Origin of the sequence: Danxiaibacter flavus (genome assembly GCF_041060425.1) — a bacterium.
GTDB lineage: Bacteria > Bacteroidota > Bacteroidia > Chitinophagales > Chitinophagaceae > Danxiaibacter > Danxiaibacter flavus.
In genome coordinates this window covers 227,182-243,506 of sequence record NZ_JAULBC010000005.1, presented here as the reverse complement: position 1 = coordinate 243,506, position 16,325 = coordinate 227,182, and the positions used below count along the sequence as shown (strand labels likewise).

Genomic DNA, 16,325 nt, shown 5'->3' with positions numbered 1-16,325 from the left:
AGAGACCCCTATTTAAACATGGCAACAAGTACAAAAAAAGTGAGTACACGGTCCAAGAAAACAACTGTGTCAGAGCCGGCGGCAGAAAAAAAAGCCGGTACAAAAAAAGTAACCGCTTCATCAAACGGCACTCCTCATGGCTATGATATTCATGATGGCTTGTCCGTAAATTTTGGTTTTGAGCAATTTAAGGGCAGGCAGGAAGAAGCTATTCACAGTTTGTTGAATGGGCATGACACTTTTGTTATTATGCCAACAGGTGGCGGTAAGAGCCTTTGTTATCAATTGCCTGCGATGATTATGGAAGGTTGCGCTATCATCGTAAGTCCGTTAATTGCGTTGATGAAAAACCAGGTAGACCTGGTAAGAGGATACAGTGAAAATGATAATGTGGCTCACTTCTTAAACTCGTCATTAAATAAGGGGCAGATAAAAGAGGTTAAGGACGACCTACTTAGCGGCAAAACAAAGTTGCTGTATGTAGCTCCTGAAACATTGACCAAGCAGGAAAATATTGAATTTTTTAGCGATCTGACCATATCATTTTTTGCAGTGGATGAAGCGCACTGTATTTCTGAATGGGGACACGATTTCCGCCCGGAATACAGACGTTTACGTGAAATGATGGATGAAATCAACCCGAATCTTCCCGTAGTAGCTTTAACTGCCACCGCAACACCAAAGGTTCAGAGCGATATTGTAAAGAACCTGGGACTTAGAAATCCCAATATTTTTATTTCTTCTTTTAACCGCGGCAATCTTTATTACGAGATTCAGCCAAAAATTAAAAAGGAACAGACGGTTAAAAGCATTGTGCGTTTTATTTCTCAGAACAAAGGAAAGAGTGGGATTATTTACACACTCAACCGTAAAACCACTGAGGAACTGGCTGAACTGCTGGTTGCAAACAACATTAAGGCAGTCGCCTATCATGCCGGTCTGGATGCAAAACTGCGCGCAGAGCGCCAGGATCAGTTTCTGAATGAAGACGTGCAGGTGATTGTTGCTACCATCGCTTTCGGAATGGGTATTGACAAACCGGATATCCGTTTTGTGATCCATTTCAACATTCCAAAATCAATTGAAAATTATTACCAGGAAACGGGCCGTGCAGGTCGTGATGGACTGGAAGGAAAATGTATTTTATACTATTCTCATAAAGATGTTGCCAAGCTTGAACACCTGATGCGCGATAAGCCGTTGAGTGAAAGGGAAATTGGCGCACAGCTGATCAACGAAACTGTGGCTTTTGCTGAAAGTTCTGTTTGTCGCAGAAAGATCTTGCTGCACTATTTTGGTGAAGAATGGCAGACAGAAAATTGCGGCAACTGCGATAACTGTTTAAATCAGAAAGAAAAGGTTGAGACTAAGAATGAGGCTGTAATGGTACTGAAGACCGTGACTGCTTTGGATGAAAACTTCCCGACTGAATACGTTGTAAATATTTTAATAGGCAAACTTACTCCGCAGATCACCATGTTCCGCCATGAGAAGCTGCCGGTGTTTGGTATTGGAAAAGAAAAAGACGAACATTTCTGGAACAGCCTGATCAGGCAGATGTTACTGGAGAACCTGATAAGAAAAGATATTGAGGAGTACGGTTTATTGAAAGTAACTCCAAACGGAGAGAAATTCCTGAAGAAACCTGCATCATTCAAGATTGTGCTGAACAATTTGTTTGAGGAAGCTAATGAAGATGATGATGAAGGAAGTGAAGGTGCAGGAAATGCCGGCACTGCAACTGATGATAAGTTGTTTACTATGTTGAAAGAGCTTCGTCAGAAGGAAGCTAAAAAGAAGGCACTTCCGCCGTTCGTGATCTTCCTTGAATCATCACTGCAGGATATGGCTACGATGTATCCTACAAGTTTGCAGGAACTGGAAAAATGCTCAGGCGTAAGTAAGGGTAAGGCGTTGCGTTATGGTAAACCGTTCATTGAAGTAATTGCAAAATATGTTGAGGAGAACGAAATAGAGAAGCCGGATGATTTTGTGATGAAGAGCGTTGCCAATAAGGCGAATAACAAGATCTACATTATTCAAAATGTAGATAAGAAGATTCCTTTGGAAACCATCGCCAAGAACAAAGACTTAAGGCTAGATGCATTACTGGAAGAAATGGAAACCATCGTTGCCAGCGGAACCAAACTAAACCTGGATTACGCAATTGACGACATGCTGGACGACGATGAGCAGGATGAAATACTGGATTATTTCAAAAGCTGCGAGACATCTTCTCTACAGGTTGCGCAGGAGGAAATGTCAGATAGCGACTATACCTGGGAGCAATTAAAGATTATGCGTATTAAGTTCCTGTGCGTTTACGGAATTTAATTCTTAATAAACTTGTACAAAAGGCCGCGATTAGCGGCCTTTTTTGTGTCCGGACGCTAGTAAATGTAGTCCTGACATTAATAGTGGATTAAATTTTGTTGACTGTATTCCGAATTTAATATTTTGTTATATTTTCCGGCTCCAAATTCCAATTCAATGAAAAACGAAAACCAGGCTTTCCTGGGCAGACTGTTCAACAAGTTTATTGAACTGTTTGAAACACCCGAAAGAAAGCAATTTAAAAGACTTAAAAAATTTATCACGGAATAAGTTTTTAATCTACCAAAACATTACTGAACACCTGCAAAGGTGTTTTTTTTTGAACCACGGAGCCACAAACGACACAAAGGGACACAACGATAAGCGAATTAAAATCTGACATTTAGAGATTGAAAACGACGCAGGAAAAAAGAGCAAGCCTCTTCGAACAATATTTTTGCTAGGTTGGCTGATCTTCTTCTATAATAAATTTTTTGTGCTTTTTGGTGTCTTTTGCTCTTTGTGACTAAAACCCTGTGCTTCTCCGTGCCTTTAGTGTCTCCGTGGTTTTATTATTTTTGCTTTGATGAACAAAAGATTCCTGGTAATTCAGACCGCTTTTATTGGAGATGTAATACTGGCAACAGGCGTTTTGGAAAAATTGCACGCCTTTTACCCCGAAGCAGAGATAGATTATATGGTGCGCAAAGGCAATGAATCGATGCTGAAGAATCATCCTTATATCAGGAATGTACTGGTTTGGAACAAGAAGGAGAACAAGTATGGCAATCTTTTAAAACTGTTGAAGCAGATCCGTGAAGCGAAATATGATAAGGTGATCAATGTGCAGCGTTTCGCCGCAACCGGTTTTATAACTGCTTTTTCCAATGCAAAAGAAAAAATCGGATTCGATAAAAATCCCTGGAGTTTTGCGTTCACCAAAAAAGTAAAGCATATTGTAAGCAATGTTTCTGATCCACATATCTTTCATGAGATTGAAAGGAACAATAAACTAATAGAAGATTTTACTGACGACAAGCCTGCTAAGCCAAGGCTCTATCCTACTAAAGAGGATTATAGCAGCGTTGAGCAATACAAACAACAACCGTACATCTGTATAGCACCCGCATCTGTATGGTTTACCAAACAATATCCGCCCGAGAAGTGGATCAGTTTTATTAAAAAATTGCCGGACAATTTACTCGTATACCTTGTCGGTGCTCCAAATGACTCGGATTTGTGTAATATAATAAAAGACGCAACTGGTGGCAATGTGATCAATCTTGCTGGCAAGCTGGATTTCCTTCAATCCTGCGCGCTGTTCAAAGATGCAAGGATGAATTATGTAAATGATTCTGCACCCATGCATCTTGCCTCATCCGTAAATGCGCCCGTTACCGCTGTTTACTGCAGTACGATCAATGCCTTTGGATTCGGCCCGCTGAGTGACAAGCGCTTTGTAGTGGAAACAAAAATCAATTTATCCTGCCGCCCCTGCGGTTTGCATGGCCATGCTTCTTGTCCCGAAGGACACTTCAAATGCGCATTGACGATAGAAGATCAACAACTCCTTAATTCAATTGACAACTGAAAATGGAGAATTCCTGCCCGACTGACGTCATTTCAGGCGGGGACAATAAACGGAGCGGAAAATCTCTGTGGAACGCTGTGTCTGCTGTGTGTAACTGTTTTTATTATGCTAGTCATTCTTCAGGATTTAAAAATAAAATAATAATTTGCATCAAACACAGCCTGTTCATAAACCCTTAAACTTATCATTATGACGAATAAGACTATGCCAAACGCAATACACCACGGACGAAATTTAAAACGGATGCGCGAAATATTGGGCGTTAAACAGGAAGCGCTTGCACTTGATCTTGGTGATGATTGGAATCAAAGGAAAGTCTCGGTACTTGAAGCGAAAGAAGAGATCGATGATAACATACTGAATGAAGTTGCAAAAGCACTAAAAGTTCCGGTTGAAGCTATTAAAAACTTTAATGAAGAAACCTCCATCTTTAATATTCAAAACAACTACGAAGGTGCAAATACAGGCAATGGTACAATCGGCATTAATCATCACTGCACATTCAATCCCATTGAAAAAATAGTTGAATTATATGATGCCTTGATAAAAAGTGAGCGCGAAAAAATTGCTCTCCTGGAGAGGATGCTGCAGGAAAAAAATAAATAAAAGCTCTGTGAAACTCCGTGATTTCTCCGTGGAACTCTGTGTAATGTATTTATCTATTAAACAGAGGTTTTTTCGCTCCGGTCATTGTCCCCGCCTGAATGACTTCAGTCGGGCAGGAATTGTCAACTTTCAATTTTCAATTCCCTTTAAAGTTTGGCTTCCGCTTTTCAATAAACGCCGTAGCGCCTTCCTTCATGTCTTCAGTTGAAAAGCATTCACCGAACTTCTTTATTTCAAAATCGTAACCCTGTTGTGTGTGATCAAAATTGTTGATGCATTCAATCACTTTGGTAATTGCCAATGGCGCCTTTGTATGAATAAGTTGTAAAATATCTTTTACTGTTTGCAACAGCTCCGACTGGCTCACAACTTTGTTTGCAATTCCATATTGCATCGCATCCTGTGCAGTGATCATTTCGCCGGTCATTACCAGTTGCATCGCTCTGCCCTTTCCTACAATTTGCACGAGTCTTTGTGTTCCGCCATAACCCGGAATAATGCCGAGATTTACTTCCGGCTGAGCAAACTTTGCATTATCACTCGCAATGATAAAATGACAAGCCAGTGCAAGCTCACAACCTCCTCCCAATGCAAAACCATTAACGGCTGCAACGATCGGCTTGGGGGAGCTTTCAATTTTGTCGAACACATTTTGTTGAGCATTGCGTGCAAGCGCTTCGCCCTGTGACGAATCCAGCTGGAGGAATTCCGTTATGTCCGCTCCGGCAACAAAGCTTTTTTCTCCCGAGCCTGTTATGATAGCTGATTTAATACTGGCGTTCTCATATACTTCATCAATTACCTTGCCCAGCTCATGAATGACAGTACTGTTAAGTGCATTCAGCTTTTCGGGTCTGTTAATTGTAATGATGAGCGTGTTATTTTCTAAAGTTGTCAGAAGCGTTTGGTAAGCCATAGAAGATTTTTAAACGTTTATGATCAGATTGTTTGGTTGTGCATAATGAAGATCTTTCTGCCGCGTAAAGTCTAAGGTAAGCAATTTGTGTTCCATGAATGGATCGTGGGACACGAACCATGGCGGAGATGAAGATTTTCCTGCCGCGATCTCTAAGGTAAGCAATTTGTGTTCTATGAATGGATCGTGAGACACGAACCATGGCAAAGCATGAAATAATGGCGACAATGCAATCTTTATTTTGTCCCAAGCCCGAAAAGCCGCTATATTGGGTATCTTAATGCTTGTTGCATGAATTTTCTAAGCGTTATTACATACTCGGGTATTTTCATCTTTGCTTTAACTGGCGCCTTTAAAGCAAGAACATACAGGATGGACATATTTGGAGCCACAGTGTTGGCATTCGTTACTGCTTATGGCGGAGGTACATTGCGTGACCTGTTAATTGGTATAAGACCCGTAAATTGGGTAAACGATAATATCGCACTTGTGCTTGTACTATCTTCTACCACGATCACCTTTTTATTCAAGCTTGATTACAGAAAATTCAGGAGAACGATTCTAATCACCGACGCACTCGGACTTGGCCTATTCACCGTCGCGGGAATAGAGAAGAGTCTGCTTTCCGGGATCAATGAATTTTACGCTGTTGCAATGGGTGTTATTACCGCTACTTTCGGAGGATTGTTGGCTGACATTCTCTGCAATTCAGTTCCCAATCTTTTAAAGCGCGGTGAATTGTATGCCACCGCATGTGCAATAGGCGGTATTGTGTATGTTGCATTAAAACATACTTCACTCACTAATAACATCAATCTTTTAATTTGTATTGCGCTCATCGCTCTGATAAGATTTGTATCTAAATGGAAGCGGGTGACGTTGCCGGAAATATAGCTGCGCGGAGTTGTACGTTTTAAGTTATACGTAATACGTTTATCGAAGCGAAAAAGAAGCTTAACGCCTAAAGCTCAAAGCTTAAAACTGATTACCAGGTTGTACGTTTTAAGTTGTACGTAATACGTTTATCGAAGCGAAGGAGTGTAGGTAAGGCCTGAGCGCAAAGCCCAAAACTGAACGGGCCGAGAATTTGTTGATGCGTTTTAAAACCTAAGCCTTTGTGACCTTTTGCGCTTTGGCGCATTCTTTAAAAATCAAACATTTTTTTTGTGCCCCTTTTTGTCCTTTGCGTCTTCGTGGCCCAAAATTTACTTTGCATCCCTGCGGCGCCTGTACTTCCTTTTTAATAGCACATTGCAACCCTGCCACCCCACATCGTACATCGTACCCCTGACATCGTACATCCTACTGTTGTTGTTGCATCTCCTGGTACATCCTGTAAGAATTTTGCGCATCCGGTTTGTTTGCTGAAACGCGATAGCTTACAACCGGTGCTTCATGACCATTGAGCTGCCCATTTCTTGAATGACCGTTCTCAATACTTACAGACACTTCCAGCACGTGCTCAGATGATCCTTTGTAAGTTCCTTTCACCGGTGTACAATCCGAAAAATTTCTACCGATCGCCAGGCGTACATGCCTGTCGCTGACAACACAATTATTTGTGGGATCAAGCCCGATCCATCCATAAAACGGAATATAAGCTTCTACCCATGCATGTGTGGCGCCTTCGCCACGCAGCTCATGATTTTTCGGACAGATGTATCCACTCACATAGCGAGCGGGAACATGGATCATGCGGAGCATAGTTAAAAGAATATGCGCAAAATCCTGGCACACACCTGCTTTAAGATCCCATACTTCTTCAATGCTTGTCTCGGTATTTGTAACGCCTTTTTTGTATTCAAAATTGTTGTACACAAAGGCGGATAGGGCCTGCGCATTGTAAAACGGATCTTGCTTGTAATGGACAATATTCTTTACCGTTTCTCCAAGCGCCGCATGTAAATCGTTATTGTCAATCTTAATAAAATCCATGTAAGGAAATTGTTCCTTCAATTCATCCAGATGTTCCCATTGTAGTTGTGCGGGTGTATTATCGGCTGGTAACATTACCGGGTGCGTCGTTACTTCAATATGAGAAGTAATTGTTAGCTCAGTATGTGGCCTCACGATGGAAAATACACCAACCTGATTGTTGAAATAATCGGTAAAGATTTCAACGGAAGGCTTATAGCTAATATTAATTTCGTGTTTTTTTACTTCCTGCAAAGTATCATTAACCGGGTACAGCATTATCTGGTTGGTGCAATCAATAACAGTTGATGCATATGCATAGCGTGTAACGTGTTTTATGGAATATGAAGGCATACAGTACGTTTAAGTGTTTCCGAAATAAAACTGGTTAAAGGAGTTGGCGATTTCAATCAGCTCTTTACGCGTCTGCACAAGAAACTGTTGCAACACTTCGCCGTTTGTTGAGCGCATGTTGCTATATTTAACGTTGTTCATCGCCTTGCCCAATAAAAACTCCAGCCTGTTATAATTCTCCGGCAGACTTTCAGTGCTTAGCTTTTCAAAGTTGCTGTTGAGTTGTTGCAGGCAGTATAAAATAGAATGCGGATAGTTGGTATTGTACAGGATAAGCTGCAGCACATTATCAAGCGTGAAATTGCCGCGATAGATCTTGAAGTAAAGCTCATAACCTGAAAGGGAATTCAGTAAATATCTTAGCGCAGGAGCTTCCAGTCTGTCGTTTGAATCGTAGTTGAGTTCCCGCAGTTTTATATTTAAAATGTCTGCGGTTTGGATAGATCTTTCTAATAGCTTGCCAATATTCAGATAATTGAATCCTTCGCCCCGCGGCATGGTAATATCTACGGTTCCATTGTAGAAAAGGCTATGCTGAATTAATGAATCAAGAATAGAAACAGGATCACCGGAACGCATCAGGTAGGCTATATCGGGATTTCTTATGGAGTGATAATAATCATTCAAACATTGCCACACTTCCCGTGTGATGTGATCCTGGATTGCGCGAGCACATTCCCGCGAACGGATAATATTATTGATCACAGACAGCAGGTTGTTGCGGTCCAGCAAAATATAATCCATCACTTTAATCGAATCCTCTTCAATTTCGGTAATGTCGTCAGGAGGTAGTCCGCCATAGGTGTACAGAACGGAGCGCCAGCTAAAGTCAGTCAATTCTTCCTGGGAAGAAATGTAGTTAGTTTTGAGTACACGCAACATGCCGTTGGTTCTTTCCATGTAGCGGGCCATCCAGTAAATAGTATCTGCTACGCGACTAAGCATATCTTCCTTGTTTATGTTGTAAAAGTGTTATGTGCCGGCATTGTCCGGCTTCATTTCATAAAAGCAAGCGTCGGTAGTGTAGTATTTAAAGTTTTTCCGCCTGATTGATTTTTACTGAGGCAGAAAAATCAACATCAAATTGCCTTTGTTTAAAGTGTTATGCAACAACCCATGTGTCTTTACTTCCTCCTCCCTGTGATGAGTTTACAACCAAGGATCCCTCACGTAATGCAACTCTGGTAAGTCCGCCCGGAACGATGTCTACTCCATCCGGACCGTAAAGTGCAAACGGGCGCAGATCCACTCTTCTTGGCTGTAATTCACCGTTGATATAACAAGGTGTTGATGAAAGACTAATGATCGGTTGTGCGATAAAGCTGCGCGGATCAGCCTCGATGGCTACTTTAAAAGCATCCATTTGTTCTTCGGTCGCCGAATTGCCTATCAGCATGCCATAACCGCCCGATTCATTGGTGCGTTTGATCACCATTTTGTGCATGTTCTCAAAAACCAGTTTCCTGTTTTCAGGATAAGCCAGCTGGTAGGTAGGAACAGTTTTTAAAATGGGCTCTTCGTTTAAATAATAACGGATCATATCAGGTACATAAGCATATACAGCCTTGTCATCTGCAACGCCATTACCCATTGCGTTTACTATGGCGACATTGCCCTTTCTGTATGCCCAGTAAATTCCGGGAACACCCAACATGCTATCTGGTCTGAATACTAACGGATCAATGAATTCATCGTCTACGCGCCTGTAGATCACATCAACCTGCTGTAAGCCCTTGGTTGTTTTCATGTACACATGATGGTTGTCAACAACCAGGTCCCTTCCTTCCACCAATTCAATACCCATTAATCGTGCAAGCGTGGTATGTTCAAAGTAAGCCGAGTTATAAATACCGGGGGAAAGCAGTACAACGGTTGGTTCACTGCTTTGCCTGTTGGCGAGTGAAAGAAGATTTTTTAAAAGAAGATCCGGGTAATTCTTTACAGATCGCACATTATTCTTTGGCAGCATATCCGGAAAAATGCGGTAGGAAATACTCCTGTTTTCCAGCATATAGGATACGCCTGAAGGTGTACGCAAATTATCCTCCAGCACGTAAAACTCCCCGTCGTGATCACGAATGAGGTCAACGCCGGCAATATGCGTGTAGATATCAAACGGAACATTTACATTACACATTTCCCTTAAAAAGTTAGGTGATGAGTAAATGAGCTTTGCCGGAACAATGCCGTCTTTGATAATGAATTGCTGGTGATAAATGTCTTTAAGAAAGATATTCAGCGCCTTTAGTCGCTGTTTAATTCCCTGCTCAACATGCATCCATTCATGGTTTTGAATGATGCGGGGAATAATGTCGAAAGGAAAGATCTTCTCAATTCCCTCGCCGCTGCTGTAAACAGTAAATGTGATGCCCTGGCTCATAAACAGCTTTTTTGCTAGCTCATCTTTATGAGTCATTTCCTCTTCCGACAGGTTTTGAATGGCGCAGAAAAAGTTTTTGTAATGATCTCTAATACCTTCCTGCCCGAACATCTCGTCCCAAACTCCTGTCTGTTCCCTGTAAGTGTAAAGAAGTGTGTTTTCAATCATAGTTAAAATAAATATACGATAATATTTCTTTAACTATTACTCAGATAATGGCAAAAATTGAATTTGTTAGTCAGATATATTTTAGTGTAATGTATTTGTTCCTACTTGTTTTTATTTTTGTTCTGAACAGTATTTTGAGCTTTAGAATGGTCTGTGTTCTGTTATCCAGTTTTTGATGTAGCTGATTATTTCTCCGGTTGCCGTGCCGGGCGGAAATAATTTACCGACTCCCATGGCCTGGAGGGTTTTCATGTCGTCTTCGGGTATGATGCCACCGCCGGTTAAAAGAACATCGTTCATGTTTTTTTCCTTCATCAGGTTGATGATTTTTGGAAAAACCGTCATGTGGGCGCCGGATAAAATGCTGATACCGATGGCATCCACATCTTCCTGCAGCGCTGCGTTCACAACCATTTCAGGAGTCTGGCGCAAACCGGTGTAGATCACTTCCATTCCGCCGTCTCTTAAAGCGGTGGCAATTACTTTTGCGCCGCGGTCGTGTCCGTCTAATCCCACTTTTGCTACGAGTACCCTGGGTGGCCTTTTCAGTTCTGTTGGCATGTGAATCGTTGTTAGTTATTCCAAAAATAGAATAGATAGCTGATGTCTGGTTTTCTGATGTCTGATTTTATTTCTGTGCGTCAGCTTTTTTAGAATATTTCTTAAAAAATCTTGTGAAAATAACTATGTACCTCATAAAGGAGTGTAATGGTTACACGGAGAAATACAGGAGGATCCACAGAGAGCACAGAGGTTTTCGCACATTTTCAATTATCAACTTTCAATTGTCAATTAAAAAAGTCGTTTTGATCACTTCCTCAGAAATTCTGCCCTTTGCTCTGCAATTGATCTGTTGATAAACGTGTTTAGTGAATCATTGCCATTTTCAAAAAGCACCACCTTGATTCCATTCTCTCTAAACAAAGGCATATTTACGGAGTCTTTGATCTCATATTTTTCATACTGTTGAAAAACAAGATCGTCTTTTTTGGGAATGTTGTGGCCGATAAACAGCATGTTTTTCGAGTGGGAGGAGTCCGGCAGCCACCACAAAAAATTGGCGTCATCGCTATATGCTTCAGGCAGTCCCAAAGATGGTCCGTAGTAGTTGAGAGCGCCAGCTGAATAATATCCGCGGCAATAAATAAAGATGGATTGCTTTTGTTCCGATGGCAAAGTGGAGTAAACTGCAGCAACTTTTTTTGCGAGCTCCTTCCATCCGATCATGTCTGCAAAGTCTTGTGGAAGCGGGTGTGTTTTCAAGTCTTCCCACTTAAAATCTCCCGTTTTGTTCATGCCGGTTTTTTGATAATAGTTCGCAAGTTTTTCCGGCTTGGCGATGGGCAGGACAAGCGGTAACGAAAACAATCCCAATGCCACAGGAAACAATATCATGGCAAATCTTGTCCATCTGAAACGTTTACTGGTAATTTTTTCAAGCTGAAATGCGCCGAATGCAAACAGCACCGGATATGCACCCAGTGCATAGTATGATTTACCCTGCAGATAAAGCAAGAGAATGATCACAAAAAGATAAGCCCACGCTATAAAGCGATACGCACGTAACGATGATGAGAAGAACAACGTCAACAATCCCGCGATCCAGATAAACACACATGGAAGGTTCATCATAAACTGGTCTATGATAAATGCGGGACGGTTGATGTATTGCAATTGCGTTTCCTGTAACTCCTTCATATGATGCAACACCGGGAAAAGGTGGTTGTATTGCCAAATGATATTCGGAAGAAAAATGATGATTGCAATAATTGCTGCGAAATAGAGATGCTTATTGGCAAAAATCTTTCGCTGAGGAGTCATAACCAGGCCAGCAAGAATGCTTATTGTATAAAATGCGACTGAGTATTTGCTCATTAACCCGAGGCCAACACATAAGCCGCAATAATACAGCCACTTGTTTTTGTTTGTCTGGATGTATTGGATTATAGAAAACGCAATTGCCGTCCAGAAAAACACTTCCAGAAAGTTGGGCTGAAAGAGAAAGAAAAGACGCAAATAACCGTCTAGCGCAAAAGGAAGAAATGCAAGCCAAACAGCAAATGCCCTGCCGCCAAGCGAGATAATGATTTTGCCTGTCAGGAAGAATGTCAGTCCGCCAAAAAGCGATGGCCAGAATTTTATCCAGAACATGCTGCCTCCAAATAAATGGGTAAGCCATGCAAAAACGGAAAGCAACGGAGGCACTTCCATATAACCCCAGGCCAAATGCTGTCCTTCCGCGAGGTATAAAAATTCATCCCGGTGAGGCTGATAAGAAGCGTCTTGTAACAAAAAAGGAAGAATGATTTTTACAACAGTGAGAATGTACAGCAGTTTTACATGATTTTTCATTCCCTGGGGTTTTGTTGAAGATAGGGAGAAATGGTGAAGGGAGGAGGGAGGAGTGAGGGGTAAAGGGTAAGGTATCAGGTGTAAGGTGTGAAAAGAAAAAGTACGAGGTACGAAGTACGAAGTACTTGTGTGCGGCAGGTTTAGCTTTTGCAATGCCATTACATGAGCGAAAAAGAAACCGGCTCTGGTATATAGCTGAAAATCTAATGGCGACCTTGTCGTAAACAAGATCGCCATTACGTAAACTGACGCACCTAGGTACTTCGTACCTCGTACTTAATGCTTATGCATTGCTGATTAGCTTCAGCGTGTTCTTAATTCTTTCGATCGTTTGTTCTTTGCCGATGATTTCTGCAATGTCAAATACACCCGGACCAAATTTGCCACCTACCAACATAATGCGCAAGGGCAGCATTAGTTCTCCCGGTTTTATCTGATGTGCTGCAGCCATTTCTTTGAATTCTTTGTCGAGATCATCGTGTTTCCAGACGGGCGTTAATTCAAGCGTCCTGATGAGCTCAGCAAAAAACTGTTGCTTCTTGTCGTCCCATTTTGGCTTGATGGCAGTTATGTCAACCTCTGCAGGGTGTTGGAAAAAGAAAGAAGATTGAGGTGCAAAATCGCTGAGTAAGGTGCAGCGATCCTTTACCAGCTCAATTATTCTGTCCAGTTTAGATTCGTCGGGTATTGAAATGCCTTGTTCAGCCAACGCTGCTTTTACATATGGTTTCAATTGTTCAGTGCTGTAACGCTTGATCCATTCCTGGTTGAACCATTTGGCCTTGTCGTAATTAAACTTTGCGCCGCCTTTATGAACGCGATCCATGGTGAATTTTTCCACAAGCTCCTGCAAGGAATAAATTTCCTGGTCGGTGCCATCGTTCCAGCCGAGCAAAGCAAGCATATTAATGAATGCTTCTGGCAAAAAGCCTCTTTCACGAAAACCTTGTGTAAACTCATTGCTGCGCGGATCGGTCCAGTTCATTGCAAACACAGGGAAGCCAAGTCTGTCGCCATCGCGTTTGCTCAGCTTTCCATTTCCATCGGGTTTTAAGATCAACGGAAGGTGTGCCCATTCAGGCATATTTTCCAGTCCGAACAAATATTTCCAAAGAAGTACATGAACCGGTGCGCTGGGCAGCCATTCTTCGCCACGGAATGCGTGCGTAATTTCCATCAGGTGATCATCTACTACAACAGCCAGGTGATAGGTCGGCATGCCGTCAGCCTTCAGCAATACTTTATCATCCACCAAAGATGAATTGAAGCTAACGTGACCGCGGATCATATCAGTGAAAGAAACCTCTTCATTATCAGGCATTTTGATGCGGATAACATAAGGTGTTTGTTCGTCCAGCAACTTCAGCGTTTCATCAGGAGGCAGCGTTAATGAATTCTTCAGGCCGGTTCTCGTAGCATGGCTATATTGAAAATTGGGTATCTCTTTTCTTTTAACATCCAGCTCTTCGGCTGTGTCGAAAGCGTAATAGGCATAACCTTCCTTAACAAGCCTGTCAGCGTATTCTTTGTATAATGCTTTACGCTCGCTTTGTCGGTATGGCGCATGAGGTCCGCCATGAAGAACGCTTTCATCCGGCTCAATGCCGCACCATTTCAGGCATTCAAAAATGTATTCTTCCGCACCCTCCACGAATCTTGTCTGGTCTGTATCTTCTATACGTAAAATAAAATCGCCGCCATTGTGTTTGGCGAAAAGGTAGTTGAACAAAACTGTTCTTACGCCGCCCAAATGCAATCCCCCGGTTGGAGAGGGTGCAAAGCGGACTCTTACTTTCTTTTCCATAACTGGCAAAGATAGGGAGCTATCGGCTATCAGCTATCAGCCATCAGCTGACTGGGCTCAGGCGTCAGGTCTCAGGTATCAGGTTTCAGGTGTGAGGTGTGGGAGAAAGTAAAAAGTCAAAATTGAAAAAGTAAAAACTGGGAATGAAGTTGAACTCCGCTGAAAAAACGTACAACGTATAGCCTCCAACTTACCACTTCCTTTTGCATCTAAAACCGTACACACAACACAACGCTGTCGCACTTGTGTACTTCGTACTTCGTAACTCGTACTTGAGCCGCATCGTACATCTAAAATCGTACACCTAACACCGTGCATTACAATGCCGTTACCACTTTCTTCCTATATCTTAACATTCTTCCCCCTCTTCACATCTAAAACCGTACATCTAACATCGTACATTCAACGATCTCCATATCTTTAGTTGTCTATTAATTTTTGCTAAAACAATTACCGATGAAAAGAATGCTTTTGAGCTTAATGGTTGCTTTTGTTTGTGTTGCCGCAACCGCACAGACCAAATACGTGCCTTCTGCGGAAAATCTGAAGGACCGGCAATGGTTCACTGATGCCAAATTTGGACTGTTTATTCACTGGGGACCATTCAGTATTCCCGGTTCCGGTGAGTGGGTGATGAATGAAAGAAAGATCACCGTCAAGAATTATACCCGCCTGATGGATTTCTTTAACCCGATCGATTTTAATGCGCAGGAATGGGTGAGCATGGCAAAGAATGCGGGTATGAAGTATATTACGTTAATCACGCGTCATCACGACGGATTCAGCATGTGGGATACAAAGTATTCTGATTTCAACATTATGAATTCTCCCTATAAAAAAGATATCGTGAAGATGGTTGCTGATGAGTGCCACAAGCAAGGGGTGAAACTCTTTTTGTATTATTCTTTGCTGGATTGGAGGAGAGAAGATTATCCGCATGAAACAGGTCGTACAGGCCAGTACAGTGGCCGCACCGGAAAAGGTGACTACGCGAGCTATCTTCAGTTTATGAAGAACCAGTTGACCGAATTGCTTACTAAGTATGGTGAAATTTCAGGTATTTGGTTTGACGGCCACTGGGATCAGACCGCGCCTGAAGGAGAAAAGGACAGAAGTTCCCGAATTGACTGGAAATATGATGAGATCTACGGCCTTATCCACAAATTACAGCCTCAGTGCATGATTGGTAATAACCATCACCTGACTCCTTTTGATGGTGAGGATTTCCAGATGTTTGAAAGAGATCTGCCAGGCGAAAATAAATCCGGTCTGAGTTTCCAGGAAGCATCAAACAAATTGCCGCTGGAAACATGTGAAACCATCAACGGATCATGGGGTTTTAATATTACGGATACATCTTACAAAACACCTAAGCAACTGATAGATTATCTTGTCAGGGCCAGCGGATATGGAGCGAATCTTTTATTAAACATCGGGCCAATGCCGAACGGTGATATTCAGCCTGAGTTTAAGGAACGTTTGGCATATATGGGCAAATGGTTGCAGACTTATGGCCAGACCATCTACAATACAAAAGGTGGTTATCTGCGTCCGCAAGCATGGGGAGCAGTAACGCAAAGCACCAACAAAATGTATGTGCATGTTTTGAAAAAAGACGCTGGAACGATTACATTGGAAAATTTCCCTTACAAAAAAATAAACAAAGCCTATTACTTCAAAGGCAACGGTGCAGTCAATGCCGTTCTTAAAAACGGAACAGTTACTATTACGCCAAATGCAAGTGAAGAAGATGATGTGGTGATTGTGCTGGAGGGGGCTTGATAGTCAATAGTGAAGTGGGTCAATAGTGAATGGTCAATCGTGAAAGGTGCGGGCGTTCAAAGTAATCCGGAAAGGTTCAGTTTTAATTATTCCGGGTTTACTTTTTACTCACTTTTCGCTATTGACCATTTTTTTGGAGATACGG

12 protein-coding genes are annotated in these 16,325 nt (G+C 42.0%); 5 read left to right on the top strand and 7 right to left on the bottom strand.

Translation table 11 applies throughout. From position 1 onward, the window contains the following. Positions 1-18 precede the first annotated feature (18 nt). The 3 genes from recQ (at position 19) to QTN47_RS15930 (ending at position 4,510) form a co-directional block, all read left to right on the top strand. Positions 19-2,334 carry a DNA helicase RecQ gene (gene recQ, locus QTN47_RS15940; RefSeq protein WP_369330391.1) on the top strand — a complete coding sequence of 772 codons (2,316 nt, stop codon included), beginning with the start codon at positions 19-21 and terminating at the stop codon, positions 2,332-2,334. Positions 2,335-2,899: 565 nt separating this feature from the next. Further along, positions 2,900-3,904, top strand: coding sequence for a glycosyltransferase family 9 protein (locus QTN47_RS15935; protein WP_369330390.1), 1,005 nt, complete (start codon positions 2,900-2,902; stop codon positions 3,902-3,904). 189 nt (positions 3,905-4,093) lie between these two features. After that, positions 4,094-4,510 (top strand): helix-turn-helix domain-containing protein, encoded by a 417-nt coding sequence (locus QTN47_RS15930; RefSeq protein ID WP_369330389.1) that lies wholly within the window; start codon positions 4,094-4,096, stop codon positions 4,508-4,510. 136 nt (positions 4,511-4,646) lie between these two features. Here QTN47_RS15930 and QTN47_RS15925 read toward each other — a convergent pair whose 3' ends face one another. After that, positions 4,647-5,426 (bottom strand): enoyl-CoA hydratase/isomerase family protein, encoded by a 780-nt coding sequence (locus tag QTN47_RS15925; protein WP_369330388.1) that lies wholly within the window; start codon positions 5,424-5,426, stop codon positions 4,647-4,649. Positions 5,427-5,717: 291 nt separating this feature from the next. Here QTN47_RS15925 and QTN47_RS15920 point away from each other — a divergent pair, with 291 nt between their 5' ends. Continuing rightward, complete coding sequence (locus tag QTN47_RS15920) at positions 5,718-6,320, top strand: trimeric intracellular cation channel family protein (protein WP_369330387.1); 603 nt, start codon at positions 5,718-5,720, stop codon at positions 6,318-6,320. A gap of 408 nt (positions 6,321-6,728) precedes the next feature. Here the strand turns inward: QTN47_RS15920 and QTN47_RS15915 are convergent, their stop codons facing one another. The 6 genes from QTN47_RS15915 to gltX form a co-directional block, all read right to left on the bottom strand. Then, positions 6,729-7,694: a transglutaminase family protein gene (locus QTN47_RS15915; RefSeq protein ID WP_369330386.1), complete on the bottom strand. Its 966-nt coding sequence runs from the start codon at positions 7,692-7,694 to the stop codon at positions 6,729-6,731. A 9-nt stretch (positions 7,695-7,703) separates the two neighbouring features. Further along, entirely contained in the window at positions 7,704-8,639 is a 936-nt protein-coding gene (locus QTN47_RS15910; RefSeq protein WP_369330385.1) for an alpha-E domain-containing protein, read from the bottom strand. A gap of 157 nt (positions 8,640-8,796) precedes the next feature. Continuing rightward, positions 8,797-10,242: a circularly permuted type 2 ATP-grasp protein gene (locus tag QTN47_RS15905; protein WP_369330384.1), complete on the bottom strand. Its 1,446-nt coding sequence runs from the start codon at positions 10,240-10,242 to the stop codon at positions 8,797-8,799. 141 nt (positions 10,243-10,383) lie between these two features. Next, positions 10,384-10,803, bottom strand: coding sequence for a cobalamin B12-binding domain-containing protein (locus QTN47_RS15900; protein ID WP_369330383.1), 420 nt, complete (start codon positions 10,801-10,803; stop codon positions 10,384-10,386). A gap of 249 nt (positions 10,804-11,052) precedes the next feature. Further along, positions 11,053-12,594: a glycosyltransferase family 39 protein gene (locus tag QTN47_RS15895; RefSeq protein ID WP_369330382.1), complete on the bottom strand. Its 1,542-nt coding sequence runs from the start codon at positions 12,592-12,594 to the stop codon at positions 11,053-11,055. 283 nt (positions 12,595-12,877) lie between these two features. Continuing rightward, entirely contained in the window at positions 12,878-14,398 is a 1,521-nt protein-coding gene (gene gltX / locus QTN47_RS15890; RefSeq protein WP_369330381.1) for a glutamate--tRNA ligase, read from the bottom strand. Positions 14,399-14,854: 456 nt separating this feature from the next. Here gltX and QTN47_RS15885 point away from each other — a divergent pair, with 456 nt between their 5' ends. After that, positions 14,855-16,180, top strand: a complete 1,326-nt coding sequence (locus tag QTN47_RS15885) for an alpha-L-fucosidase (RefSeq protein WP_369330380.1) — start codon at positions 14,855-14,857, stop codon at positions 16,178-16,180. Positions 16,181-16,325 lie beyond the last annotated feature (145 nt).